This window comes from Puniceibacterium sp. IMCC21224 (assembly GCF_001038505.1).
In the GTDB taxonomy this organism is placed as follows: Bacteria; Pseudomonadota; Alphaproteobacteria; order Rhodobacterales; family Rhodobacteraceae; genus Puniceibacterium.
Genome location: NZ_LDPY01000001.1, coordinates 1815521 through 1838221, shown reverse-complemented (window position 1 = coordinate 1838221; position 22701 = coordinate 1815521). Strand labels below are relative to the sequence as shown.

26 protein-coding genes, 1 tRNA gene and 1 pseudogene are annotated in these 22701 nt (G+C 60.4%); 9 read left to right on the top strand and 19 right to left on the bottom strand.

Annotation, left to right across the window (positions count from 1 at the left end):
- Positions 1 to 105: 105 nt before the first annotated feature.
- Positions 106 to 528, bottom strand: a complete 423-nt coding sequence (gene dksA, locus IMCC21224_RS08420; RefSeq protein ID WP_047996982.1) for an RNA polymerase-binding protein DksA — start codon at positions 526 to 528, stop codon at positions 106 to 108.
- 166 nt (positions 529 to 694) lie between these two features.
- On the opposite strand from dksA, the gene IMCC21224_RS08415 reads away from it, so the two are divergent.
- From IMCC21224_RS08415 to IMCC21224_RS27010, 5 genes are all read left to right on the top strand, one after another.
- Positions 695 to 1534, top strand: a complete 840-nt coding sequence (locus IMCC21224_RS08415) for a MoxR family ATPase (RefSeq protein WP_047994970.1) — start codon at positions 695 to 697, stop codon at positions 1532 to 1534.
- 10 nt (positions 1535 to 1544) lie between these two features.
- Entirely contained in the window at positions 1545 to 2444 is a 900-nt protein-coding gene (locus IMCC21224_RS08410) for an AEC family transporter (RefSeq protein ID WP_047994969.1), read from the top strand.
- A gap of 363 nt (positions 2445 to 2807) precedes the next feature.
- Positions 2808 to 3035: a hypothetical protein gene (locus tag IMCC21224_RS08405; RefSeq protein ID WP_156178191.1), complete on the top strand. Its 228-nt coding sequence runs from the start codon at positions 2808 to 2810 to the stop codon at positions 3033 to 3035.
- A 16-nt stretch (positions 3036 to 3051) separates the two neighbouring features.
- Positions 3052 to 4431, top strand: coding sequence for a DUF2927 domain-containing protein (locus IMCC21224_RS08400; RefSeq protein WP_047994967.1), 1380 nt, complete (start codon positions 3052 to 3054; stop codon positions 4429 to 4431).
- Positions 4428 to 4595 carry an apolipoprotein acyltransferase gene (locus IMCC21224_RS27010; RefSeq protein WP_082135163.1) on the top strand — a complete coding sequence of 56 codons (168 nt, stop codon included), beginning with the start codon at positions 4428 to 4430 and terminating at the stop codon, positions 4593 to 4595. Before IMCC21224_RS08400 ends, IMCC21224_RS27010 begins: the two co-directional genes overlap by 4 nt.
- A 73-nt stretch (positions 4596 to 4668) precedes the next feature.
- Here IMCC21224_RS27010 and IMCC21224_RS08395 read toward each other — a convergent pair whose 3' ends face one another.
- The 4 genes from IMCC21224_RS08395 to IMCC21224_RS08380 all read right to left on the bottom strand — a co-directional run bounded on the left by IMCC21224_RS08395 (position 4669) and on the right by IMCC21224_RS08380 (position 9612).
- Positions 4669 to 5853, bottom strand: coding sequence for a VWA domain-containing protein (locus IMCC21224_RS08395; protein ID WP_047994966.1), 1185 nt, complete (start codon positions 5851 to 5853; stop codon positions 4669 to 4671).
- A gap of 309 nt (positions 5854 to 6162) precedes the next feature.
- A complete protein-coding gene (locus IMCC21224_RS08390) occupies positions 6163 to 7647 on the bottom strand; it encodes a carboxypeptidase M32 (protein ID WP_047994965.1) in 1485 nt (494 codons plus the stop codon).
- On the bottom strand, positions 7644 to 8795 hold the full coding sequence (ctaA, locus tag IMCC21224_RS08385; RefSeq protein ID WP_047994964.1) for a heme A synthase: 1152 nt from the start codon (positions 8793 to 8795) through the stop codon (positions 7644 to 7646). The genes IMCC21224_RS08390 and ctaA overlap by 4 nt, the downstream gene beginning before the upstream one ends.
- 52 nt (positions 8796 to 8847) lie before the next feature.
- Entirely contained in the window at positions 8848 to 9612 is a 765-nt protein-coding gene (locus tag IMCC21224_RS08380; RefSeq protein WP_047994963.1) for an RNA methyltransferase, read from the bottom strand.
- A gap of 191 nt (positions 9613 to 9803) precedes the next feature.
- Between IMCC21224_RS08380 and IMCC21224_RS08375 the strand changes: the two genes are divergently transcribed.
- A complete protein-coding gene (locus tag IMCC21224_RS08375; RefSeq protein WP_047994962.1) occupies positions 9804 to 10436 on the top strand; it encodes a thiamine phosphate synthase in 633 nt (210 codons plus the stop codon).
- A gap of 5 nt (positions 10437 to 10441) precedes the next feature.
- Here IMCC21224_RS08375 and IMCC21224_RS08370 read toward each other — a convergent pair whose 3' ends face one another.
- From IMCC21224_RS08370 to IMCC21224_RS08360, 3 genes are all read right to left on the bottom strand, one after another.
- On the bottom strand, positions 10442 to 11278 hold the full coding sequence (locus IMCC21224_RS08370; protein ID WP_047994961.1) for a 1-acyl-sn-glycerol-3-phosphate acyltransferase: 837 nt from the start codon (positions 11276 to 11278) through the stop codon (positions 10442 to 10444).
- The gene (locus IMCC21224_RS08365; protein ID WP_047996981.1) at positions 11275 to 12036 is read right to left on the bottom strand and encodes a GNAT family N-acetyltransferase; all 762 of its coding nucleotides are present in this window, start codon (positions 12034 to 12036) and stop codon (positions 11275 to 11277) included. The genes IMCC21224_RS08370 and IMCC21224_RS08365 overlap by 4 nt, the downstream gene beginning before the upstream one ends.
- Before the next feature lie 105 nt (positions 12037 to 12141).
- Entirely contained in the window at positions 12142 to 12330 is a 189-nt protein-coding gene (locus tag IMCC21224_RS08360; RefSeq protein WP_047994960.1) for a DUF3553 domain-containing protein, read from the bottom strand.
- 27 nt (positions 12331 to 12357) lie between these two features.
- On the opposite strand from IMCC21224_RS08360, the gene IMCC21224_RS08355 reads away from it, so the two are divergent.
- Positions 12358 to 12960: a histidine phosphotransferase family protein gene (locus IMCC21224_RS08355; RefSeq protein WP_047994959.1), complete on the top strand. Its 603-nt coding sequence runs from the start codon at positions 12358 to 12360 to the stop codon at positions 12958 to 12960.
- 18 nt (positions 12961 to 12978) lie between these two features.
- On the opposite strand, the gene IMCC21224_RS08350 is transcribed toward IMCC21224_RS08355, so the two are convergent.
- From IMCC21224_RS08350 to IMCC21224_RS08320, 7 genes are all read right to left on the bottom strand, one after another.
- Positions 12979 to 14244 carry a glutamate-5-semialdehyde dehydrogenase gene (locus tag IMCC21224_RS08350; protein ID WP_047994958.1) on the bottom strand — a complete coding sequence of 422 codons (1266 nt, stop codon included), beginning with the start codon at positions 14242 to 14244 and terminating at the stop codon, positions 12979 to 12981.
- A gap of 57 nt (positions 14245 to 14301) precedes the next feature.
- Complete coding sequence (gene proB, locus IMCC21224_RS08345; RefSeq protein ID WP_047994957.1) at positions 14302 to 15408, bottom strand: glutamate 5-kinase; 1107 nt, start codon at positions 15406 to 15408, stop codon at positions 14302 to 14304.
- Positions 15396 to 16436, bottom strand: coding sequence for a GTPase ObgE (gene obgE, locus IMCC21224_RS08340; protein ID WP_047994956.1), 1041 nt, complete (start codon positions 16434 to 16436; stop codon positions 15396 to 15398). Before obgE ends, proB begins: the two co-directional genes overlap by 13 nt.
- A 141-nt stretch (positions 16437 to 16577) precedes the next feature.
- On the bottom strand, positions 16578 to 17117 hold the full coding sequence (locus IMCC21224_RS08335) for a GNAT family N-acetyltransferase (RefSeq protein WP_047994955.1): 540 nt from the start codon (positions 17115 to 17117) through the stop codon (positions 16578 to 16580).
- A gap of 213 nt (positions 17118 to 17330) precedes the next feature.
- On the bottom strand, positions 17331 to 17600 hold the full coding sequence (gene rpmA / locus IMCC21224_RS08330; protein WP_047994954.1) for a 50S ribosomal protein L27: 270 nt from the start codon (positions 17598 to 17600) through the stop codon (positions 17331 to 17333).
- A 12-nt stretch (positions 17601 to 17612) separates the two neighbouring features.
- Positions 17613 to 18239 carry a 50S ribosomal protein L21 gene (locus IMCC21224_RS08325; RefSeq protein ID WP_047994953.1) on the bottom strand — a complete coding sequence of 209 codons (627 nt, stop codon included), beginning with the start codon at positions 18237 to 18239 and terminating at the stop codon, positions 17613 to 17615.
- A gap of 211 nt (positions 18240 to 18450) precedes the next feature.
- Positions 18451 to 19263 carry a DUF2059 domain-containing protein gene (locus IMCC21224_RS08320; RefSeq protein WP_047994952.1) on the bottom strand — a complete coding sequence of 271 codons (813 nt, stop codon included), beginning with the start codon at positions 19261 to 19263 and terminating at the stop codon, positions 18451 to 18453.
- Between the two features lie 178 nt (positions 19264 to 19441).
- Here IMCC21224_RS08320 and IMCC21224_RS08315 point away from each other — a divergent pair.
- Positions 19442 to 19531, top strand: a tRNA-Ser gene (locus tag IMCC21224_RS08315).
- Between the two features lie 585 nt (positions 19532 to 20116).
- On the opposite strand, the gene IMCC21224_RS28820 is transcribed toward IMCC21224_RS08315, so the two are convergent.
- From IMCC21224_RS28820 to IMCC21224_RS08310, 4 genes and pseudogenes are all read right to left on the bottom strand, one after another.
- Positions 20117 to 20239: a hypothetical protein gene (locus IMCC21224_RS28820; RefSeq protein WP_255347984.1), complete on the bottom strand. Its 123-nt coding sequence runs from the start codon at positions 20237 to 20239 to the stop codon at positions 20117 to 20119.
- A gap of 13 nt (positions 20240 to 20252) precedes the next feature.
- Positions 20253 to 20369 (bottom strand): capsid cement protein, encoded by a 117-nt coding sequence (locus IMCC21224_RS28915; protein ID WP_369796041.1) that lies wholly within the window; start codon positions 20367 to 20369, stop codon positions 20253 to 20255.
- Positions 20368 to 20493, bottom strand: a pseudogene (locus tag IMCC21224_RS27715) (IS5/IS1182 family transposase); the annotation flags it as partial. The gene IMCC21224_RS28915 and the pseudogene IMCC21224_RS27715, both read right to left, overlap by 2 nt.
- Positions 20494 to 20573: 80 nt before the next feature.
- Positions 20574 to 21647 (bottom strand): hypothetical protein, encoded by a 1074-nt coding sequence (locus IMCC21224_RS08310; RefSeq protein WP_231582043.1) that lies wholly within the window; start codon positions 21645 to 21647, stop codon positions 20574 to 20576.
- A gap of 66 nt (positions 21648 to 21713) precedes the next feature.
- Between IMCC21224_RS08310 and IMCC21224_RS08305 the strand changes: the two genes are divergently transcribed.
- Positions 21714 to 22685: a LysR substrate-binding domain-containing protein gene (locus IMCC21224_RS08305; protein ID WP_231582042.1), complete on the top strand. Its 972-nt coding sequence runs from the start codon at positions 21714 to 21716 to the stop codon at positions 22683 to 22685.
- The last annotated feature ends 16 nt before the right edge of the window (positions 22686 to 22701 follow it).

Below are 22701 nucleotides of genomic sequence, written 5' to 3'. Positions count from 1 at the left end.
CATCACGGCCCTCCCCAAATGAAAAAGCCGGGGCATCTGCCCCGGCGCTTTCCAACTTGTCCACCCAAAGGCCCGGCGACGCATCATCTCCGCGCCACCACCATTTCAATCGTCGCGGTGCACTTTTTCGCGGCGCTCGTGACGTTCCTGTGCCTCAAGGCTCATCGTCGCAATCGGCCGCGCATCCAGACGCTTGAGCGAAATTGGCTCTCCAGTCACTTCGCAATAGCCGAACTCGCCCTCGTCAATGCGGCGTAGCGCGGCGTCAATCTTGCTCACCAGCTTGCGCTGGCGATCGCGGGTCCGCAACTCCAGCGCCCGGTCAGTTTCTTCCGAGGCACGGTCCGTCACGTCGGGAATATTGCGTGTTCCGTCCTGCAACCCTTCGAGCGTGTCCCGCGTGTCCGCCATCAGGTCATTCTTCCACGCCAGCAGCTTGAGACGGAAATATTCCGACTGGCGTTCGTTCATGAATGGTTCATCTTCGGCCGGTCGGTAATCATCCGGCAAGAACGATTCGGCTTTCATCTTTTTCCCCTCGTTCAGGCCAACATCTGCCATGGTAATTTCCTCAGATATCTGGCACCCCTGCGCGCAGCATTTAACCCACGACCTCGGGATTGTCACGACAAAATACCAGCCGCGACAGCGCGTTTGTGGCCCCGGACCAACCGGACAGTAAGGACCGCAACAGATGAAATTCCAAGGCACGCCCGATTATGTGGCAACAGGTGATCTGACCATGGCGGTGAACGCTGCAGTCACACTGGAGCGCCCGCTTCTGGTCAAGGGTGAGCCGGGTACAGGCAAGACCGAACTGGCCCGTCAGGTTGCCAGCGCCCTGGGTCTGCGGATGATCGAATGGAACGTGAAATCTACCACGCGCGCGCAACAGGGCCTGTATGAATATGACGCCGTCAGCCGCCTGCGCGACAGCCAGCTGGGTGAAGAGCGTGTGCATGACGTGTCCAACTATATCCGTAAGGGCAAGCTTTGGCAGGCATTCGAGGCTGATGAAAAGGTCGTGCTGCTGATTGATGAGGTCGACAAGGCCGATATCGAATTTCCCAACGATCTGCTTCAGGAACTCGACCGGATGGAGTTCCACGTCTACGAGACCGGAGAGACAGTCACCGCGCGCCATCGCCCGATCATCATCATCACTTCGAATAATGAAAAGGAACTGCCCGACGCCTTTCTGCGGCGCTGTTTCTTTCACTATATCCGCTTCCCCGAACCCGAGGTGCTGCGCAAGATCGTCGCCGTCCACCACCCCGGTATCAAAGAGGCATTACTGACCACAGCCCTGACCCAATTCTACGAGCTGCGCGAGACGCCGGGGCTCAAGAAAAAGCCGTCGACCTCTGAGGTGCTGGATTGGCTCAAACTTCTGCTGGCCGAGGATCTGGCGCCCGACGATCTGAAACGCGACGGCGCCAATGCGTTGCCAAAACTGCACGGCGCGCTGCTCAAGAACGAACAGGATGTTCACCTGTTTGAACGTCTGGCCTTTATGGCCCGGCGCGGCCGGTAGGGTCGCCCCCATGTTCGATGTCCTCACCGGGAATATCCTCCCGGTTTTTTCGGTTCTGGCGCTGGGATTTCTCCTGGGTCGGATCGGCATGGTCAGTGGCATCGAAGCCCGCGCGATCAACCGGGTCTCGTTCATTGTGTTTCAACCGCCGCTGATCTTTCTGCTGATCGCGCGAATTGACGTGGCCAGTTTTCCGGTCCGACCGCTCGCCTTGTATGCCTGTGCCGAAATCGTGGCGTTTGTGCTGACCTATCAGATCGCGCGCCGCATCTTTGGACGTGAGGTGGCCGAGGCCTGGCTGCTGGCCATGGCGGTCGTCTTTGTCAATTCGCTGCTCTATATCTGGCCGATCTCCGTGCTCATCTATGGCCTCGACGGCGTGACCTCGATCGGAGCCATTGTCGCCTGGGACTCCACGGTGGCATTCGCGTTTTTCATCATCTCGATCGAGCTCCTCAGTGGTGATCGTGGCGCGGGGGCCGCAGTTGCATCGATGTCACGCAACCCGGTGTTGCTGGCGATCCTGCTCGCAGTTCTCACAAATCTTATCGCGCTGCCCCTGCCCGCGCCTTTGGTCACGGCGCTGGATTTTGCCGGAGCCGCCGCGCCGCCACTGACATTGTTTGCTGTCGGTGTGATTCTGTCGGCCAGCCCGCTTGTCCCCACACCGGTCGTCATCACTATCGCGGGGCTAAAACTGGTGCTGTTTCCGCTGATGGTCTGGGCATTGATTTCCCAATTTTCGCCCGGCGATCCGGCGGCACCGCAGTTTATCCTGAACGCGGCGGGCCCTTCGGGCATGATGGCGTTTTCGCTGGCGCTGCTGCACGGAGTGCGCAGCGACGCCATCACCCCGGTCATAATATGGACCTGCCTGCTATCGCTGATCCCGCTCGCATTGCTGGCCTGAGGCCGAATGCCCGCCAGTCACGTGACCGTAAATCCATCCCCCTATCCCGACCGGCCGCATTGTCTGCGATCTGGCGCCAATGCATTCGCATCATCACGGACCGTCGCCACAAAATGGCTGTATTTAGAGCGGGATCAATATCGAAAAAGTGGTCCGTTTCTAAGGTGATTGTTGCTGAACTGCACAGCTTAACAAATTGATACCTAACAATTCATGGTAATTTTGAGCCCTGCACAGACAAAATTTCAGGCTTGTTCGCTCGGCCATAGTCAGAAACCCTGATTTGGCCCTATAGTCATCGTATCGAGGACAAAAAAACAACGGATGGTTCAATCATTCAAAACGAGCAGGCAGGCTGACCACATGTCCCACAGAACGGCTCTGACGGTGCGCCTTGCGCGCCGGTTGACTGATGATGCGCTCAGCAATGAACGTGACGCGCCGCGCGCCTTGCGGGTTTGGCTGGCATCTGCTTCGCGTCCCAGCCAACGGGCCGATCACATCTGTAGCGACCTTACCCGCCTGTTACGGATCGTCCAGGTCACCGCCCCGGCAGGCCCTGCGGGACCGGCTGCCGTCCCCCTGACCTAAGCGATCCGAGGTTCTGATGCGTCAATTCATCCTCCCCCTGTATCTACTGCTGGGCGCCTGTATGCCTGTCACCTCGCAGGACACCGCCACCCGGTCCGACATGGGCACAGTCACCGAATCCGCCCTTCCACCGATAAAGGTGTTCTCTGCGCCGCGCCCGGTGCCGCCGCATGTGTCCAACCGTGACCTGTCGCGCGATTTCCTTGATCTGGCGTTTCAGCTGGAATCCGGGCGTGCCCTGCCGGTGCTGACCCGCTTTGACGGGCCGATTTCGGTGCGCGTGACCGGCGCACCACCGCCTAACCTGGTACCCGATCTGAACCGGCTGCTGTACCGACTGCGCAGCGAGGCCGGGATGGACATCAACCAGACTGCTGCCGCCGCCGCCAATGTCACAATCGAGGCCGTGCCGCGCAGTGCCATCCGCAAGACGTTGCCACAGGCCGCGTGCTTTGTCGCGCCAAACGTCAGTTCTTTGGGCGAATACCGCAGCGCCCGCCGCTCAGCGCGCGTCAACTGGAGCCGGATGACCGCCCGCACCCGCGTCGCCATCTTCCTGCCCAACGATGCCAGTCCGCAAGAGGTGCGCGACTGCCTGCACGAGGAACTGGCGCAGGCGCTTGGGCCGCTCAACGACCTGTATCGCCTGCCCGATTCCGTGTTCAACGATGACAATGTCCACACCGTCCTGACCGGGTTTGATATGCTGGTGCTGCGGATTTACTACGATCCGGCCCTGCGCAACGGCATGCGCCGCAGTGAAGCCGCCCGACGTCTGCCCGCGGTACTGGCGCGGCTCAACCCGGCAGGCGAGGGACTGCCGCCGCGTCGGCTTGGATCGACTCCGCGTGCATGGATCAACGCGGTGCAAGAGGCCCTCGGCCCGGGAGCAAGCCCGTCGCAGCGCCAGGCCGCAGCGCGTGAGGCGGTCAAGATTGCAGGTGTCATGGGCTGGAGCGACCACCGGCGCGGCTTTGCCCATTATGCCATGGGCCGAATTCTACAAGCCAGCGACCCAAAGGCTGCCCACGCACAGTTCACCCTTGCCGACCGCTATTTTGGCGCAACACCGGGAACTGGACTACACCGCGCCTACACCGCGTCGCAATTGGCCGCCTATGCAATCAGCCAGAACCGGCCGGATGAAGCGCTGGCCCTGTTGGGTGGTGCCATCGACATCGCCGCGCGGCACGAAAACGCCGCACTTCTCGCTACGCTGATGCTGCTACGCGCCGAAGCGCTGGATCTGGCGGGACGGGTGTCCGAGGGGCGTGAAGTGCGCATGGACTCTCTGGGCTGGGCGCGCTACGGGTTCGGCCCGGATTGGGCCGTACGCGCAAAGCTGCGCGAGATCGGTTCGCTCAATCCGCTCAAGGGGAACGTGGGGCGCATATGATCGTGATTGCAGGGGCACTTTTGGGGGCACTGACGGGGGGACTGACCGCCCGCCGCCGCAATGGAAGTGCCGCCGATATCGCACAATACGCGGCGGGTTTTGGCATCTGCTTTGCATTGGTCGGTCTGATCCTGACCATCGCCATTGAAAAGCTGCTCGTCTGAGCGGCAGATACCCGGGCGACCAGCCACCTGCATCGCGCCCTCGATCCCGCACACGGCAACATGCGAAGGTGCGTTAACGTGTCAGTGCCCGCATCCCGCGATCCAGCCCCTGCAGTGTCATCGGCACCATCTGATCCTCGAACACGTCGCGGATCATTCCGATCGACTGGGTGTATTGCCAATGAGTTTCAGGCACCGGATTGATCCAGAGGTTCGCCGGCCATTGCTGCCGCGCCCGTGCCAGCCAGACCTGACCCGCCTCGGCGTTCCAATGCTCACTCGCGCCGCCGGGGGCGGCGACCTCGTAAGGCGACATCGAGGCATCACCCACAAAAATACATTTGTAATCAGCACCATAGGTGCGAAGCACCTCGGCGGTTGTGGTCTGCGCGTCCCAGCGGCGGCGATTGTCGCGCCACACCCCCTCGTACAAGCAATTATGGAAGTAGAAATATTCCATATGCTTGAATTCGGCGCGGGCGGCGCTGAACAACTCTTCGACAACTTTGATATGCGGATCCATCGATCCGCCCACGTCAAGGAACAGCAGCACCTTGACAGCGTTGCGCCGCTCGGGCCGGGTCTGCACATCCAGATATCCATGCTCGGCGGTGGCGCGAATTGTGCCGTCCAGATCCAGTTCGTCCACTGCACCGACGCGGGCCCATTTGCGCAGGCGTTTGAGCGCGACCTTGATGTTGCGTGTGCCCAGTTCGACCGAATCGTCAAGATTACGAAACTCGCGCTTGTCCCAGACCTTGACCGCGCGCTGGTGGCGCGATCCGTCTTGCCCGATCCGCACCCCTTCGGGATTATACCCATAGGCCCCAAATGGCGACGTGCCCGCGGTGCCCACCCATTTGTTGCCGCCCTGATGGCGCCCTTGCTGTTCCATCAGCCGCTCGCGCAGCGTCTCCATCAGCTTGTCAAACCCGCCAAGCGCTTCGATCTCGGCCTTTTCTGCGGGTGTCAGGTGCTTTTCGGCCATATTGGTCAGCCAGTCAGCGGGCACATCCACCGCCTGCATCACCTGCTCAGGACTGATTGCATCCAACCCAGAAAAGCTGGCGGAAAAGGCACGGTCAAAGCGGTCGATGTGGCGTTCATCCTTCACCATCGCCGTTCGGGCAAGATAATAAAACGCCTCGGGGTCATAGGTGGCAAGCCCCGCTTTCATCGCCGACAGAAAAGTCAGGTATTCACGCAGGGACACTGGCACGGATGCGTTGCGCAAGTTTTCAAAGAAGGGAACAAACATAGACGATTTCCTAGCGTGAATCGTGGCGGAAATGAATGGGAATATGCGTTTGGGAACCTGGCTGACAGCCCGTCTCACAGTCCAGGATCCGCCCATTGCGTCAGCCGCTGCTCAAACAGGGCACGCACCGCAGCGAAAATCTCACTCCCCGTTCTTGCAGGACTCGCTCTCGCTCCAGCAACGCGACCGCTCCCAGAGCACTCCAGGCAATGGCGCTCAGACCTATCCGCCGACACCACCCCTCGGAGCGGGCTCGCGCGTGCCACACACTCCGGAAACCAGCGTGCGCGGCACGCGCACTCCGCAGGATCAGGTTGCGAAATCGTAGATCGCGCCGAACTTGGTCTCCAAGTAATCGAGCAGTGGCTTCTCCGAAGGCTCTGCACCGCAGGCCCGCGCAATGACCTCGCGCGGCTCGTACAATCCACCATATTGTTGCACGTGTTCGCGCAGCCATGCTGTGGCAGCTGTCAGATTACCCTGCGCCAGTTGGTCATCCAGATCCGGCACCGCCGCGCGCAACGCTTGATTCAGACATCCGGCATAAACATTTCCCAATGAATAGGTCGGGAAATAGCCAAACAACCCCGCCGACCAATGCACATCCTGAAGCACCCCGTTCGAGGGGCGGTCGACATCGAAGCCGAAATCCGCCTTAAAGCGATCATTCCACGCGACTTCCAGATCCTCAACCTCGAGCGCGCCTGCGATCAGCGCGCGTTCCAGATCGAACCGCAGCAGCACATGCAAATTGTATTGCACCTCATCGGATTCGGTCCGAATAAAACCGTTCTGCACCCGGTTGACGGCGGCGTGGAATGCATCAGCATCCGCCAGCCCCATATCACCAAAGTTATCCGTCATCCGGGCGAACAGCCATCCGGTAAAGGCGCGGCTGCGGCCCAGTTGGTTCTCGTAAATCCGGCTCTGGCTTTCATGTACGCCCATCGACACGCCCTGCCCCAGCGGCGTGAGCCGATACTCTTGCGCAATCGCCTGTTCGTAGCAGGCGTGGCCGACCTCGTGGATCGTGGAGTAGAGACAGTTGAACGGATCGCTCGCACTGGTGCGCGTGGTGATACGCACGTCGTTGCCGGAACCGGAGCTGAACGGATGCACCGCCTTATCCACCCGCCCGCGGCTCAGATCATAGCCAAAGGTTTGCGCAATCTGGCGCGTCAGCTTCATCTGCGCCGCCTCGTCAAACTCACCCGACAGCCCCTTGGGCTGCGGCCTCTCCAGGATCTCTGCGCGCAGGGCAACAAGACGCGGGCGAAGCGCACCAAACATCGTCGACAGGCCCGCCGCAGTCGCTCCGGGTTCGTAATCGTCAAGCAGCGCGTCATAGACATCGGCCCCGTCTGACAGCGCGGCCCCCTCTTCGCGGCGCAGGGCCAGCACTTCTTTCAGCACGGGTGCGAAAGTTGCGAAATCGTCCGCCGCGCGCGCCTCGGCCCACAGGCCGTGGGATCGTGATGTGACACGGGCAATCTCCGACGCCAGTCGCGCCGGCACCCGGCTTGCGCGATCAAAGGTGCGGCGGATATGGCGCAGCTGCGCCTGCCCCACAGGGTCGAGTTGCGCGCCCGCCAGCTCGGCCAGCCAGTCACCAACCCGCGGGTCAGTCTTGCGGGCATGCAGCACGGATTCGATCGCGGCCATCTCATCGCCGCGCTGGTCGGCAGCGCCGCGCGGCATCATGGTTTCCTGATCCCAGCCCAGCCGCCCCGCGATTTGCCCAAGGGCGCCGGTGTCGCGTTGAAAGGCCATGAGATCGTCAAAAGCGTTGGTCATCTGGTCCCTCTCAGGGATTGAGCAATCGGATATTGTGCGGCAAAGCGGGCGCGCAGGATCAGCACCCACAGCAGAACCGCACCAAGCTGGTGAAGGATCGCGATATGCCAGGGCGCGCCGTACAGCACTGTGCCGATGCCCAGTAGCATCTGCAGCACCAGCATCCCCAGCACGGCGTTGAACCGGAATCGCGTATCCGAATTGGGCGATTTGCGCGCGCGGGTCCAGACAACCAGGCCCAGCAGAAACAGACCGTAGCCAACCATGCGGTGCACAAACTGCACAAGGCCGTCATTTTCAAAGAAATTGCGCCAGATCGGTTCGATCTCGAACGGCGTTGGTGGCAAGAATGCTCCGGCCATCAGCGGCCAGTCGGTATAATTGCGGCCTGCGTCAATGCCCGCGACCAGCGCGCCAATCAGGATCTGCACAAAGGCCAGAACGGCCAGCGCCGTCCCCCAACCTGCCAGACGCGATTCGCGCGAACGGCGCGCCTGCATCAGCACCCGGTCTTCGCGCCCCAGCGCAAAGACATACCACGCAATGAAACCCAGAATGACAAAGGCCAGCCCCAGATGCGTCGCCAGTCGATAGCTCGCCACGTCAGTCTGATCCCCGGTCAGGCCAGACGACACCATCCACCAGCCGATTGCCCCCTGCGCGCCGCCCAACGCCCCAAGCAACAATAGCCGACCCGTCCAGCCCACAGGGATCTTGCGCGCCGCCAGAAACCCAAAGAACCCGACGGCCCAGACCAGTCCGATAACCCGGCCCAATTGCCGGTGCCCCCATTCCCACCAATAGATGAACTGAAACGACGACAGGCTCATGCCCTGGTTCTGCAACTGGTATTCCGGGCTGGCCTGATATTTTGCAAATTCCGCCTGCCAGTCAGCAAGGTTCAAGGGTGGCATCGCCCCCGAAACCGGTTGCCATTCCGTGATCGACAACCCCGAATCCGTCAGCCGGGTCAGCCCGCCCACCGCAATCATCACCACGACGAGCGTAAACAGCATCATAATCCACAGCCGGATCGCCCCGCGTGCGCCATTCCGGCCACGGTCGATGATACCGGTCGTCGCCGCACGGTCCTGCGGTTTGGGGGCATCGGTACCCACCTCTTCGAAAATGCTGCGTTTCCCTGTCATCGCTGGCTCCTTATTCTGCGGGAACCTAGGCCCCTCTGCGTGACGCTTCAAGTCAGTCGCCATGTTCCTTCCAGCGCACCATTTGACGCATCACCCCGTGCAGCATCCGCACGTCCATCTGCGTCAGCGGCATCCGGCTCCAGAGATTGCGCAGATTGATCTTCATGCTCTGCGCCTTGGACTCGGGAAAGAAGAAACCGGCCGTTTCCATCCGATCTTCGTAATGCTGCGCAAGCGTTTCGACGTCCAGCACGGTGGCCCAGTCAGATCCGGCCATTGCCTCTGTCCGTGGGGCAATCGCGGTTGTTGCGCGGCGCCACTCATAGCCCATCAGCAATGTGCATTGCGCCAGGTTCAGCGACGGAAACTCCGGGTTGACCGGCACCGTCACAATGGCATTGGCCAATGCAATATCGTCATTCTCCAACCCGGCGCGTTCCGGGCCGAACAATACCGCCACCTTTTCGCCTGCCGCGATGCGCGCCTGCGCCTCGATCATCGCGCCTTCGGGGCTATAGACCGGCTTCGTCAGCCCGCGCACCCGCGCCGTGGTGGCCAGCACAAAGCTCGCATCCGCGACCGCCTCAGCCGTGGTTGGATAGACCTGTACCCCGTCCAGCACCCGCCCGGCACCGGACGCCATGGCAACCGCGCTCTGGTTCGGCCAGCCGTCACGCGGCGCAACAAGCCGCATTCGGTCCAGACCGAAATTCAGCATGGCGCGGGCAGCTGCACCAATGTTTTCACCCATCTGCGGACGCACAAGGACAACGCTGGGTTGGGGCAAGGGCGCGGGGCTGGCGGTTGGATCTGTCATGGCGAATTGCCTATGCCGCCCGGCGACGGGCGGCAAGTGCGCAGTGCCCGGCAACTGGCGTTTTTCTGTCGCCAATCGTCGCAACCCCGTGTCATGAACCAGTCATCGAAATAGCAGCAACCCGATGGTCAAACCGAATGCAGCGCGCTATAGCCACGCGAATGCCGCGATTACCGAGGGAGCGCCCGGATATGACCGAGACCGAGCAGCCACAGTTATACTTGATCACCCCGCCTGAGTTCGACCTGAACAGCTTTCCTGCGCAATTGTCCGCCGTGCTGGAAACCACCGACGTGGCCTGTATCCGGCTGGCGCTGGCCACCCAGGACGAGGATCGCATTCTTCGGGCCGCCGATGCGCTGCGCGAAATTGCGCATGCGCATGACGTCGCCATGGTCATCGACACCCATGTGATGCTGGCGCAGCGACTGGGTTTAGACGGTGTGCATTTGGTCGATGGGGCACGATCAATCCGCTTTGCCCGGAAAACCCTTGGGCCCGAGGCGATTATCGGCGCATATTGCGGCGATTCCCGCCATGAGGGCATCAACGCGGCTGAGGCTGGCGCGGATTACATCAGCTTTGGCCCGGTCGGGCCAAACGCGTTGGGCGACGGTACATTAGCGGACACGGATCTGTTCCAGTGGTGGTCCGAAATGATTGAACTGCCGGTTGTCGCGGAAGGCGCGTTGGACGATGCGACGATCCGGAGATTGGCCCACATGACAGACTTCTTTGCCATCGGTGAAGAGATCTGGCGCCAGAATGATCCGGTAGATGCACTGCGGGTATTGATGCAGGGGCTCTCAGAGACTGCCAGCTAACACCTTCAGGACTCTGGTGCTGACAGCCGGGAATGGGCGCGACGCACCTGATCTTCGAGCTGCTGCGCCAGGGCCTTGCGGGTGGGAAAATCGGCGACCCGCAGCGGCGGATGATAGATCAGCTCTACCCGACCTTGTTTCGGCGCTGCCAGCGTCTTGACCAGATGGCTGCCAAAGCTCATGTCGCCCCACCAGCCATAGAACCGCGGATCGGCGCCCGGTGGCGGATGATACACCACTGTGACCGGCTGGATCTGCACATTCTGGCGCAGCGACGGATCAAAGAACGCCGCGAAAAGCGTTGATTTAAAGGGTAAGACCCGCAACCCGTCGGTCGAGGTCCCCTCGGGAAAGAACAACAGCCGGTGGCCGTGCGACATCCGTTGCGCAAATGCCCTAGTCTGCGCCTTGGCATCGCGCGGATCACGGCGGATGAACAATGTGCCGGTGGCGCGGGCGAGCCAGCCGATACCGGGCCAGCCTGCCACCTCGGATTTTGAAACAAAGTAAACGTTCTTGCGCGAATTCAACGCAAAGATATCCAACCAGGACGAATGGTTCGCCACGACCGCACCGGGCCCACCGATGCGTGGACCCTGCACGCGAATTGGCAAACCGAGAATGACAAACGCCGCGCGACACACCCCCTGAGTGATATAGGGTGTCACCGGTCGGTCCATACCACATAGCGGGCGTTCAATCAGCCGGACCAGCAACAGCAGCACAAGTCCGCCAAAGACCACGATCCCCAGCATGAGCCCGCGCCGCAAGACCCTTAGCCAGTCGCGGACACCGTATTTCTGCGGTTCGGGGGCATCTCCAGCGTTCCATGTGACGCTCATTTCGCCGCATCGCGCTGATACAGGCCCTTTTGACGGTCATTCATCCGCGCTGTATCCATCACCAGACAGACATCGGTGGTGTGAAAGGCATGGTCCACAAACGCACCATCCCCAACGCACCCGCCCAGCCGCAAATAGGCCTTGATCAAGGCCGGCGTTTCGATCACCGCACGTTTGCGGTCAATCTCGTCCGGGGGCAACAGATCCATCGGTTGGTACGCCCGCGCGCGAACCCGCAACTCGTCCGGTGCAAGGTGGCGCGCATGAAGATACGACAAGGGATGCGCAAGCGCCTCGACATCGGTGCCGTGAAAGCTGGCGACGCCAAACAGGATTTCGATACCGTGCTCATCGACATACCGGGCAAGCGCCTGCCACAGATGGACCATCGCGGATCCACCGCGATAGTCTGGATGCAAACAGGATCGCCCCAATTCCAGCAGCGTGCGCCCGGTGTTTTGCAGCGGGGCCAGGTCGTATTCATCTTCCGAGTAGAACTGACCGGCCGCGGCAGCCTGATCGCTGCGCAGAACACGATAAACGCCGATAACCTCACCGGGTCGCGCGGCGTCGCATAAAATGAGATGATCAAAGAACGGGTCGAACCGGTCCTGCTCGAGGCGGGCGTCGTGGTCGACCATCGCGCCGCCGCCGCCCAGCTCGGCTACAAATACCTCGTAGCGTAACCGCTGCGCCGCGCGCAGATCCGCGGCGGACCGTGCCAGCCGAACGGTAAATTCGGGCGAGGTGGCTACCATGATCGGCTCCCAGACGAACGTCATCACGGGGTGTCTAGGCCGGGACAACAGGGTTGGCAACCGCTGCGCGATGCCGGAGATTAACCTGTCGTAAACTATCGCACCCTAGTCTGGTGCTTCAAAGAAGGGCAGCAACGTGATACGGGAACCATCTATAACAACCTTGCCCTCTTCGCGGAAATTCACCGTAATCCTGTCCCCGATGTTTGATTGCACCTGCCCGGTTCCCCAGTCAGGCTGATCGGGATGCGTGACCAGCATGCCCGGTTCCAGTATTGCATTCAGCGCGTTCATCCACACCTCCTCGTTTCGGAGCAATTCATGCCCAAAGATACTACCGACCTCGCCGCTTTGATAGGGTCACGCATCTGTCACGATCTGATCAGCCCGATCGGCGCTATAAGCAACGGGCTGGAATTAATGTCGATGGGCGGAACCGACAGCACCAGCCCGGAAATGCAGCTGATCAATGACAGCTGTGTCAGCGCCGCCGCACGGATTCGTTTCTTTCGCATCGCCTTTGGCAGCGCTGGCGATGCACAGCGGATCAGCCAGCGCGAGGTGTTGGCGGTGCTGCGCGATCTAGACGCCGGGTCGCGCGTGAAAACGGACTGGCAGGTGACTGGGGATCTGCCCAGACACGAAGTGCAACTCGCCTTTTTGGTGCTGATGTGTATCGAATCCACAATGCCGCGCGGTGGGTCGGTGGTTGTACACTGGTCCGATGGGCGCTTTCGGATTGAGGGCACATCGCCACGCCTGACCATCCAACCCGAGCTTTGGTCGGTGCTGACCGACAACGCCGAGGATGTCGAGATTTCGCCTGCGATGGTGCAATTTGCGCTGCTGCGGGTGTTGCTACGAGATACCGAGAGAACGCTTGCCTGCCACCCCGAGGATGACAGGCTACTGGTCGTGGTTTGATCGCCCCAGCGGCGGGCGTCAGGACCGAATCGCGCCGTCGCCGGTAACGAGGTACTTAAAGCTGGTCAGCTGTTCGGCTCCGACCGGGCCACGCGCATGTAACTTGCCCGTCGCGATACCAATCTCGGCCCCCATTCCAAATTCACCACCGTCGGCGAATTGGGTCGAAACGTTGCGCATCAGGATCGCACTGTCCAGCTGGTCAAAGAACTGGCCGGCGGCGGCATCATCCTCGGTCAGGATACATTCCGTATGGCTAGATCCGTAAGTACGGATATGAGCGATCGCCGCGTCGATATCCGGCACCACACGGGCTGCAATCACCATATCAAGGAATTCTGTGCCCCAGTCCGCTTGGGTCGCGGCGACGGTGCCGGGAATGGCCTGGAGCGTCTCGTCGGCGCGCACCTCGACTCCGGCGTCCAGCAAGGCCCGGATCAGCCCCTGCCCAATCGTGTCCACCACGTCGCGGTGAATCAGCAGGCATTCCGCGGCACCACAAATTCCGGTGCGCCGCGTCTTGGCGTTCAGAACCACGTTCAGCGCCTTGACCGGATCTGCGTTGGCGTCGACATAAATGTGAACGATCCCTTCGAGATGGGCAAACACCGGCACCCTTGCCTCGCGCTGAACCAGTCCGACCAGTCCCTTGCCGCCGCGCGGTACGATCACATCGACAGTCCCGGTCATTGTCAAAAGCTCAGATACGGCGGCGCGGTCGCGTGTGGGGATCAGTTGAATCGCGTCCTCGGGCAGACCCGCTGCGCGCAACCCGGCAACCAGGCAGGCGTGAATGGCGGTTGCGGAATAAAAGCTTTCGGAGCCGCCGCGCAAGATTGCCGCGTTGCCGGATTTCAGGCAGAGCGCCCCGGCATCCGCCGTCACGTTGGGCCGACTTTCGTAGATAATGCCGATGACACCCAGCGGAGTGCGCACCCGTTGGATATGCAGACCGGTGGGACGGTCCCATTCTGTCATCACCGTGCCAATCGGGTCCTCTTGTCCGGCGATGGCGCGCAGCCCGTCAACCATGGATTGAATCCGCGCTTCGGTCAGCAACAGCCGATCCATCATCGCATCGGACAATCCCTTGTCGCGACCGAACGCCATGTCTTTCTCGTTGGCGGCGATGATTGTTTCCCGCGCGGCCCAAACGGCGTCAGCGGCAGCCATCAGCGCCTGTGTTTTGGCCGTTGGCGACGCATTGGCCAGCTGGCTGGAAGCCACGCGCGCGCGGGTGCCAATGTCGGCCATCAGAGTGGGAATGTCGCTATGGTCCTGCATGAGTCAGTGCCTTTTTCTGCGGTCGGATCTGCGTATTTAGAAAGAGAAGAAGTGCGGCTAGACCGCCATGTCATCCCTGTGGATCAGCACGGCGCGGCCTGGATAGCCCAGAATAGTTTCGATTTCCGTGGATTTATGTCCTTGGATGGCGCGCGCCTCTGTAGCGGTATAGCGGGTGAGCCCCTGTCCCAGATCACTGCCCGCGCCGCTGCGGATCGCAACCGGATCACCACGACCAAAGTTGCCTTCGACAGCGACAATTCCGGCCGGCAGCAGAGATTTTCCACGTGCCAGGGCCCCTGCCGCACCGGCGTCGACGATCAGTGTGCCCTGTGGTTTCATCGCCGCGATCCAGCGTTTTCGGGCGGCATGCGGGTCCATCTGAGCGGTGAACCAGGTCGCAGGCGCGCCCTGCTCAAGGGCAGTCAACGGGTGCAGCACCGAGCCTTCGGTAATCGCCATGGTGCAACCAGAGGCGGTCGCGGTGCGCGCGGCCATCAGTTTTGTCTTCATCCCGCCTTTGGAGAGACCTGATCCCGCGTCGCCGGCCATCGCCTCGATCTCGGGGGTGATCTGATCTATCACGTCATAGCGGGTGGCACTGGGGTCGATCTGGGGGTTGCCGGTGTAGAACCCATCGACGTCTGACAACAGGACAAGCTGGTCAGCCCCGACAGTCACCGCCACCTGCGCCGCGAGACGATCATTATCACCAAACCGAATCTCGTCCGTGGCGACGGTATCATTTTCGTTCACAATTGGCACCACGCCAAAGCCCAGCAACGTCTCCATCGTGGCGCGGGAATTGAGATAACGGCGGCGATCGGCGCTATCCTCAAGCGTGACAAGGATCTGCGCCGTGGTCAGATCATGCGGCGCCAGCGCTTCTTCCCAGGCGCGGGCAAGGCGGATTTGCCCGACGGCTGCGGCGGCCTGCGACTGTTCTAGTGGCAGAACCGCTTCGGGCAGGCTCAGCACCCGACGCCCCAACGCGATGGAACCGGAAGAGACCAGCACAACATCGGTTCCGCGTGCCTTGATCCGCGCCACATCCGCCGCGATAGAGCCAAGCCATTCGGCCCGCAACGCGCCGCTGACCCGATCCACCAGAAGCGCCGAACCGATCTTGACCACCAACCGTCGAGCGGTTGTCAGGGACGCCACGGCTGGTTCTCCTCGACCTCTCCCACGCGGTCGCGGAGGCGATTGTCGTCAATTTCGGCCCGTAGGGCACGCAGCACTTCGGTTACGCCTTCGCGGCTGACGCCTGACATCAGCATGACGTTCTCGGCGCCGGCGGCCTCAAGTTCGCCCCTCAAAAACTCGCGTTCCTCATCGTCGAGCGCGTCGATCTTGTTCAGGACCGTGATCTTTGGCTTTTCGTCAAGCCCAGCACCGTAAGCCGAGAGTTCGTCGAGAATTGTCTGGTAATCTTCAACCAGCGTTCCAGACGTGCCGTCAATCAGGTGCAGCAACACCGCACAGCGTTCGACGTGGCCAAGAAACAGATCACCAAGACCACGGCCTTCGTGCGCACCTTCGATCAGGCCGGGAATGTCGGCGACGACAAATTCGACATTGTCGACACCAACGACACCGAGATTGGGGTGCAGCGTGGTAAACGGGTAATCTGCCACTTTGGGCCGCGCGTTCGACGTCGCGGCGAGAAAGGTCGATTTCCCGGCATTTGGCAGACCGACCAGACCGACATCCGCAATCAGTTTGAGCCGCAGCCAGATCGTACGTTCCACCCCGGGCTGGCCCGCATTGGCGCGACGCGGACCCTGATTGGTCGAGCTTTTGAATTGCAGGTTGCCCCAGCCGCCATTGCCGCCCTTGGCCAGTTGCACGCGTTGCCCCAGCTCGGTCATATCGGCAATCACGGTCTCTTCGTCTTCGTCCAGAATTTCGGTCCCGACGGGGACGCGCAATAAGATATCTTCGCCGGTCTTGCCGGTGCGCTGTCGGCCCATGCCAGCCTGGCCATTGTCAGCAAAAAAATGCTGCTGGTAGCGAAAGTCGATCAGCGTGTTAAGCCCATCCACCGCCTCGACCCAGACTGAACCGCCGTTGCCACCATCGCCGCCATCCGGCCCGCCGAATTCAATATACTTTTCGCGGCGAAAGCTGACAGCGCCGCCTCCACCCTGACCTGAGCGGATGTAGACCTTGCAGAGATCAAGAAATTTCATAGCGGGCCTCACATGCGTTGCGGTTCAGGCGATAAAGCGTATTGGGTGCAGGCTCAAGTCCGGGCATGCGCCCTGCACCGATGTTCGGTCGTTCCCCGTTGGCCGCCGGAGGGGCACAGCGTTTCCGCCCTGCCCCACGCGCTATTTCAGCCGCTTGAGATAGGTCCAAGTCGCGACCTTGGAATTGCGCGCGACCGAGAACGCCTCGGCATCGCCGATATATTCAAAGCCGCAGTTCGTCAGCACCCGCGCAGATGCCTGATTGTCCTGAAATACGCTGGCAAACATGGTGGCGCTGCCCAATGGATTTGCCTCGACCAGCGCGCGAACAGCATCCGATGCAAGGCCGGTGTTCCAGAAACCCGGCGCGACCCAATAGCCCACTTCGGACTGATCCCGATCCAGCCGTTCAAGCGAAATCAACCCCATCACCTCGGGTCCCTCCGCCTTGGTCCCGTCCATGGCCCAGATATCTTCGGTCCGGTCGGGGGTCACTGCACGGGATACAAATGCTTCGGTACTGCCCGGTGGCAGCGGATGCGGGATGCTGGTGGTCATCCTGGCGACACGCACATCCCCAGTGTAATGCGCGATCAGCCCCATGTCCGACCGGCGCAGCGGCCGCAAATCGAAACGCTCGGTTTCAACCGTGCTTTGCAAAGCAGCGTGATCCAATCCCATAGTCCATCTCCTCCAGATGCGTGGATCATCTGTCCGCGCGTACAAGATCCCGTGGTGCGTTTGAAAAGGGCCCGCCTGCGCGGCCTCCGCGCCCCTATCGCGGCTATATCCGTGAAATCTGAGAGTTTCGTTACAGATGGCCATCGCCACCGGAAAAAGCAAAGGGGACCGGCTATCACCGATCCCCCGAAGTTCAAATACCCTGAGGTCGGCTTATTCAGCGGCCTCCGCCACTGGCAGAACCGAAATAAAGGTGCGGCCCTTGAGGCCCTTGTGAAAGGTCACAGCGCCCTCGGTCTTGGCAAAGATGGTGTGATCCTTGCCCAGGCCAACGCCCTCGCCCGGCCAAAACTTGGTGCCGCGCTGGCGCACGATGATGTTGCCGGCAATCGCCGACTGGCCGCCGTACAGCTTTACGCCAAGACGACGTCCCGCCGAGTCGCGACCGTTGCGGGAGCTACCGCCTGCTTTTTTATGTGCCATGGGTCAGTCTCCTTAGTTCGATGTCAGGTTTTTGGCCTGTTCGATCCAGCCTTCGCGCTCGATCCGGCCCTTGAAGGACAGCAGCTCGCCAAACGATTCGACATCTGCTTCGGTCCAGGCAGCGATTTGGGCGTAGGTGGTCACGCCTGCATCATGCAGCTTTTTCTCAAGCGCGGGGCCAACGCCGGACAGCACCTTGAGATCGTCGCCACCAACAGTCGCCGGAGCGGCCTTGGGGGCAGTCGCCGCCGGGGTGGCAGACGCAACAGCCACACCAGAGACAGAACCCGACCCGATCGCAGCCTTCACACCCGATGCGTCACCGCCTTCGGCGAGAATGTCAGTCACACGCACCAGTGTCAGCTTTTGGCGGTGGCCTTTGGTCCGCTGCGAACCATGCTTACGGCGGCGTTTCACAAAATGAATGACCTTGTCACCTTTGACTTGATCGATCACTTCGGCCTGCACAGCAGCACCCATTACAAAGGGCGCGCCGACGACAGTGGTGTCGCCGCCAAGCATCAGAATATCGTTGAACTGGATCTTTTCACCAGCATCAGCTGCAAGCCGTTCCACCCGAAGCGTATCGCCCGACTGAACCTTGTATTGCTTGCCGCCGGTCTTCATCACCGCAAACATGCGTCATTTCCTTTTCTGCCGCGTCCTCTGGCCGTCCGGTCGCCCGGATGTTTCTGGCACGTGCCGCCTCGAACTGCGCGCCCCATCTCAGGGCGTATGAACAAACGTGAAAACACCCCAAAGTCGATGGATCGGGATGCGAGCCGCGCTTATGTTGCCCCGCGCCCGATTTGTCAAGCGTGGGTGGCGGCAAAAGGCCACGCCTGCGGGTCTATAAATCTTCGCCCCGCATCTGATGCGCCGCAGCCAGCCCCAATGCATACGACAAGTCGTCGTACATCGTATTGAATCCGGCAAACAGCGCCCGGTTCATCGCCTTGCCTTCTGGCGTCGACGATAGCGCCACATACGAGTCCACAACCTCGTCCTCCAATGGTCCATAAGCCAGCATCAGAAACCCATAGAGCCATTCGCGCGTATCTGCGCGGGTCTCTTCTTCCTGCGACCAGACATCAGCAAAAATCTCGTCTTCCGAAAGCTCAAGCGCGCCGCCATCCACCAGACCGGAATAAAATTTGTAGCTGGCGTTCATCGCACCTGCGACATTCGCCTCAATCAAATCGTTGGCAGCGACAAACGGTTCGACCCGCGCAACTTGCGGATTGTCTGTGCCGTCAAGATCGCGAAACACGTCGCGCGCAGCCTCCTCCACATCGCCGTCAATCATGGCCCGTCGGGCGCTCACCTCAAGCGCGACGATCCTTTGACCCTCCTCGGCTTTGAAGAACGCGATCAACGGGGTCAGATCCGAGCCCTCGAGTCCGTCCGCGAATCCTTCGCGGACCGTCTGATACATCGAATCCGTATTGTAGAGCTGCGATACAATCTCGCTCCAGGCTTGCGTCGCACCGCCAGGAAGAAAATCCAAAGCCATTTCCGCACCATAGTCGAGGCCTTCGTCGCGCATGACATCAATGATTTCATCAATCCCAAGCGCGCGCAGCAGCTCGTCCGACGCGTCAGATGCCCACACAGGACCGGAACAGACCGCAAGTAACACGACAGAAACAAGACGAGCGATCATGGCATACCATCCTTTTGCAACCAGCCCCTCCGAGATATGCTGTACGGATCGAATTTCCAAGCCACACTAGTGGCTAACCCACCTCCCCTCAGCATTCGCATGCGAATTTTCCCGCGACGCTGATTTTCCCTGTTGCGCTGCCGCCAGCATAAAGCTAAACGCACCCACCAGACCCTGCGGAGAGGTGCCAGAGTGGTCGAATGGGGCGGTCTCGAAAACCGTTGAGCCTTCACGGGTTCCCAGGGTTCGAATCCCTGTCTCTCCGCCAAAACTAACTCGCCCTCCTTTGCGTCACCTAACGCCTTGAAAATCAAGGTGGGTTTTGGTGTTCGAAACCCTCGCCCAAAGGCGTATCTAGGGGGAGTTGCAAAACAAGCTCGAAGAATCGTTCGCCTACCCAGTAGATCCCCATTTCTCCATATTTTTAAGGGGTTTGCCAGGAAACGATTTGAGTGTTCGGACAATTCAGGGGTAGACTGAACCTCCTCTACCAATTTCAGGTGTTGAAGCTCTTTTAACTTCACTTGCATTTGCATTTTCTTGAGCATGCCCTTGAATGCGGAAGCGATATCAGCGTCGTCTTCCATCACGATTTTTTCTAGAAGCCTTTGGCATTGCTGCTTCATGCCGTCGATTTCTTTACTAAGATTGTCTCGGTCGCTCGAAGCGTTTTCGAACTGCGTCGGGCAGCCTCATCTATGAATGTTGTGAAGACTTTCAGCCCGACTTCCCCTGGAACGAGCTCTTCTAAAAGTGCTTCAATCCCTTCGTGGATTTTTCTTCTAGGCACCGACTTCCTGTTGCTTACGCACCCATTATTATAGGGGCAGTAATCCAAGTTGGCCCTTGGATTTCAGAAACAGATTTCGGGGATGCCCACAATCAAGCGGTCGGCGTCGGGGCCAACGCCCGCAGAAACAGCCACTTGGCGCAGGGTACCCTCGACTGTCTTCTCGACCTTGGTACTCATTGGCATCTATCCAACCCTATTACTTCTTTGGGGGCAGCTTAGCGACCTCGTCTTCGTCGGTTGTCACGACGCCTGCGGAGTCGTCCCAGTAGACAGGCCCGCCCACAATGAAGGCGTCGGTGGACACCTTGGGCATCATGCAGCGCGAGCCTGCTCATCTCCTTGTCCAGCCAGATCAGCAAGGACCCGCGCTTGCGCAGCGAAGTGTCGTAGGCGAACCAGTTCGTGGTGCGGTATCGGGGCGGTGATGGCTTACTCATGCCACCAATCTAACGCCATGGATGCTCGCTGTGAATCCTTCATTCCAGAGTTCTGCAACACCGCCGCAACAGGGCCTGCGTCAGTTGCAAAACCCGATCCGTCGCTCCGGACGGCTGAACACCGAGGCGGCGCAGCGAAAACGGTCGAGCACCGCCTGTCCGCCCGGAACGCGCTCGGGGTGAAAGGCGCCGCCTTCCCAAACCGGGACTCCGTCAATCTCGATCGTTGGATCCAGCATGTTCCACGAAATCTCGCCCGGGGCATAGGTGCCACAGGTATGCAGGTGCAGGATGCGCGGGTTGCCAAAGGAAGCCCCCCCCCAGCGTTCGAAATTGTCCCGCGCGTTTTGCAGATAGCCGCAACCGGGATGGATGCCCGCATGCCAGGAATGCACATGGTTGCGCGCGATTCCGAACATCGAGGACACTCTGTCGTAATGGGCATTGGCCGCCGCCACATCACTAGCCCCGCCCTCGAATCCCACAAGCTGGCCATTGCGCATCACAGCAAGCACAGGCCCATCGAATTCCAGTGTGTAATTGTCGTAATACAGCGAACCGGTGCCGGTAAGAAAGCCGCAGAGCGCCACTTTGCCGCTGAATCCATGCGCCGGGACCGGCTGAAACACCGACATCGGAAAGCGGCGAACCGAAGTATCGCCACCTGCCCCGGACCCCATATTCGGCATCCCGGCAAAATCACTGCCCAGCGCGCAAGTCACGCGTACATCGCGTGCCTGTTCCAGCGCAGCGGTGACCTGGGTTTTCAATGCGACCATTGCCTTGTGATGAGTTGTGGCAAAGGCAGAGCCAAAGTGATCCCCATCAAGGGCAAAACTGACCACCACACGTTTGCCTGCTGGCATTTCGGCAAACCGCAGCTGATCCCCCAGCCGGGCAAGAAACACAACAATGTCTGACCTGCCGATCCCCTCGAGCAACTCTGGCGTCAGCTGCGGACTATGCGGCGAAAACCCGACATCCATCGTCATCACATCAAGCCCCAGCGCGTCAGCGGCCGCGACCACACACGGCACCGCGTCAGCGCCGTAGTAGCCGTGTTCGGCGGATTCATAGGCAATCAGCAACCGCTCGCCGATCCGAGCATCGGCGCAATTGAGCAGCATGTTGGTGGCACCGTCAGCGGGCGTCATGTCGCACTCCGTCATAGTCGTGTCATGCTGCGCGCTTTGCAGGTGCAGCACCAATTGAATCCGATAATGAATTCTATTAGTCTGACTAATATGATCCTGAATTTGCCATTTACCTCGCTTCGCGCCTTCGAGGCAGTTGCGCGCCACGCCAGTTTTTCCGGCGCGGCCGATGAATTGGGCGTCAGTCAGTCAGCAGTCAGCCAGCACGTCAAATCGCTCGAGGATTGGTTGGGCCACGCCCTTTTGACCCGCGGCGCACGGCGGTCCCAGCCCAACCGCGACGGCGCTCGGCTGGCCCAGGCCATTGCCGAAGGGTTGGGCCGGATCTCGGACGTCTGTGAGGATATCCGCGACAAACGACGGGCCGATAATACAATCGTGATCTCTTGTCTGCCGGGATTCGCCTTTGTCTGGCTGTTCCCGAGGTTGATGAATTTCGACCTGATGCACCCGGATCTGTCGATCTCGATCACCACGGACAGCGGCACAGGTGGGTTCGCCGAAGGGCAGGCCGATATCGGCATTCGCTATGGCACCGGCCACAATCCAGGGTTCGTGGTCGAAAAACTGATGCAAGAAGACGTATTTCCTGTCTGCTCGCCCGCGTTACTCCGGGGGCCACATCCGCTGAACGACGTTGCCGATCTGGTCTGGCACACGCAGTTGCGCGACGAATACGCCCCCTACACCACAACCCCGCCAAACTGGGAATATTGGGCGCGTGAGAACCGGTTGAGCCTGCCTACCCCGGCGCGCACCCGGCGCTTTGGTCAGTCGAATCTGGTGATCCAAGCGGCGATCCAGGGGATCGGCGTGGCACTGGGGCGCGGGCCACTGGTGATGGATGCGCTGCACGGCGGGCGACTGGTGCGGCCCTTTTCGCAGACGGCGCGTTCGCCGCTCGCGTATTGGCTGGTGTATGGCGAAGCGCAGAAAAAATCTGATAAAATCGCGCGCTTCATCAACTGGATCAAACGCGAAGCAGCCCAGCAGCCGCCCCTGCCCGCGTCACTGAAATCAAAACCACGACAGGATTAGCCCCGCTTATCGCAAT

Coding starts and splice junctions, on each gene's coding strand:
- IMCC21224_RS08335 (WP_047994955.1), bottom strand. CDS start 17,117: ATGGGATTGGATCACGCTGCTTTGCAAAGCACGGTTGAAACCGAGCGT.
- obgE (WP_047994956.1), bottom strand. CDS start 16,436: ATGAAATTTCTTGATCTCTGCAAGGTCTACATCCGCTCAGGTCAGGGT.
- IMCC21224_RS08355 (WP_047994959.1), top strand. CDS start 12,358: ATGCCCAAAGATACTACCGACCTCGCCGCTTTGATAGGGTCACGCATC.
- IMCC21224_RS08390 (WP_047994965.1), bottom strand. CDS start 7,647: ATGACCAACGCTTTTGACGATCTCATGGCCTTTCAACGCGACACCGGC.
- IMCC21224_RS08395 (WP_047994966.1), bottom strand. CDS start 5,853: ATGTTTGTTCCCTTCTTTGAAAACTTGCGCAACGCATCCGTGCCAGTG.
- IMCC21224_RS28820 (WP_255347984.1), bottom strand. CDS start 20,239: ATGCCAATGAGTACCAAGGTCGAGAAGACAGTCGAGGGTACCCTGCGC.
- IMCC21224_RS08320 (WP_047994952.1), bottom strand. CDS start 19,263: ATGATCGCTCGTCTTGTTTCTGTCGTGTTACTTGCGGTCTGTTCCGGT.
- dksA (WP_047996982.1), bottom strand. CDS start 528: ATGAAAGCCGAATCGTTCTTGCCGGATGATTACCGACCGGCCGAAGAT.
- rpmA (WP_047994954.1), bottom strand. CDS start 17,600: ATGGCACATAAAAAAGCAGGCGGTAGCTCCCGCAACGGTCGCGACTCG.
- IMCC21224_RS08380 (WP_047994963.1), bottom strand. CDS start 9,612: ATGACAGATCCAACCGCCAGCCCCGCGCCCTTGCCCCAACCCAGCGTT.
- IMCC21224_RS08325 (WP_047994953.1), bottom strand. CDS start 18,239: ATGTTTGCGGTGATGAAGACCGGCGGCAAGCAATACAAGGTTCAGTCG.
- IMCC21224_RS08405 (WP_156178191.1), top strand. CDS start 2,808: ATGTCCCACAGAACGGCTCTGACGGTGCGCCTTGCGCGCCGGTTGACT.
- IMCC21224_RS28915 (WP_369796041.1), bottom strand. CDS start 20,369: ATGCCCAAGGTGTCCACCGACGCCTTCATTGTGGGCGGGCCTGTCTAC.
- IMCC21224_RS08350 (WP_047994958.1), bottom strand. CDS start 14,244: ATGCAGGACCATAGCGACATTCCCACTCTGATGGCCGACATTGGCACC.
- IMCC21224_RS08415 (WP_047994970.1), top strand. CDS start 695: ATGAAATTCCAAGGCACGCCCGATTATGTGGCAACAGGTGATCTGACC.
- IMCC21224_RS08365 (WP_047996981.1), bottom strand. CDS start 12,036: ATGGTAGCCACCTCGCCCGAATTTACCGTTCGGCTGGCACGGTCCGCC.
- IMCC21224_RS08410 (WP_047994969.1), top strand. CDS start 1,545: ATGTTCGATGTCCTCACCGGGAATATCCTCCCGGTTTTTTCGGTTCTG.
- ctaA (WP_047994964.1), bottom strand. CDS start 8,795: ATGACAGGGAAACGCAGCATTTTCGAAGAGGTGGGTACCGATGCCCCC.
- IMCC21224_RS08375 (WP_047994962.1), top strand. CDS start 9,804: ATGACCGAGACCGAGCAGCCACAGTTATACTTGATCACCCCGCCTGAG.
- IMCC21224_RS08310 (WP_231582043.1), bottom strand. CDS start 21,647: ATGACGCCCGCTGACGGTGCCACCAACATGCTGCTCAATTGCGCCGAT.
- IMCC21224_RS08360 (WP_047994960.1), bottom strand. CDS start 12,330: ATGAACGCGCTGAATGCAATACTGGAACCGGGCATGCTGGTCACGCAT.
- IMCC21224_RS27010 (WP_082135163.1), top strand. CDS start 4,428: ATGATCGTGATTGCAGGGGCACTTTTGGGGGCACTGACGGGGGGACTG.
- IMCC21224_RS08370 (WP_047994961.1), bottom strand. CDS start 11,278: ATGAGCGTCACATGGAACGCTGGAGATGCCCCCGAACCGCAGAAATAC.
- IMCC21224_RS08400 (WP_047994967.1), top strand. CDS start 3,052: ATGCGTCAATTCATCCTCCCCCTGTATCTACTGCTGGGCGCCTGTATG.
- IMCC21224_RS08305 (WP_231582042.1), top strand. CDS start 21,714: ATGAATTCTATTAGTCTGACTAATATGATCCTGAATTTGCCATTTACC.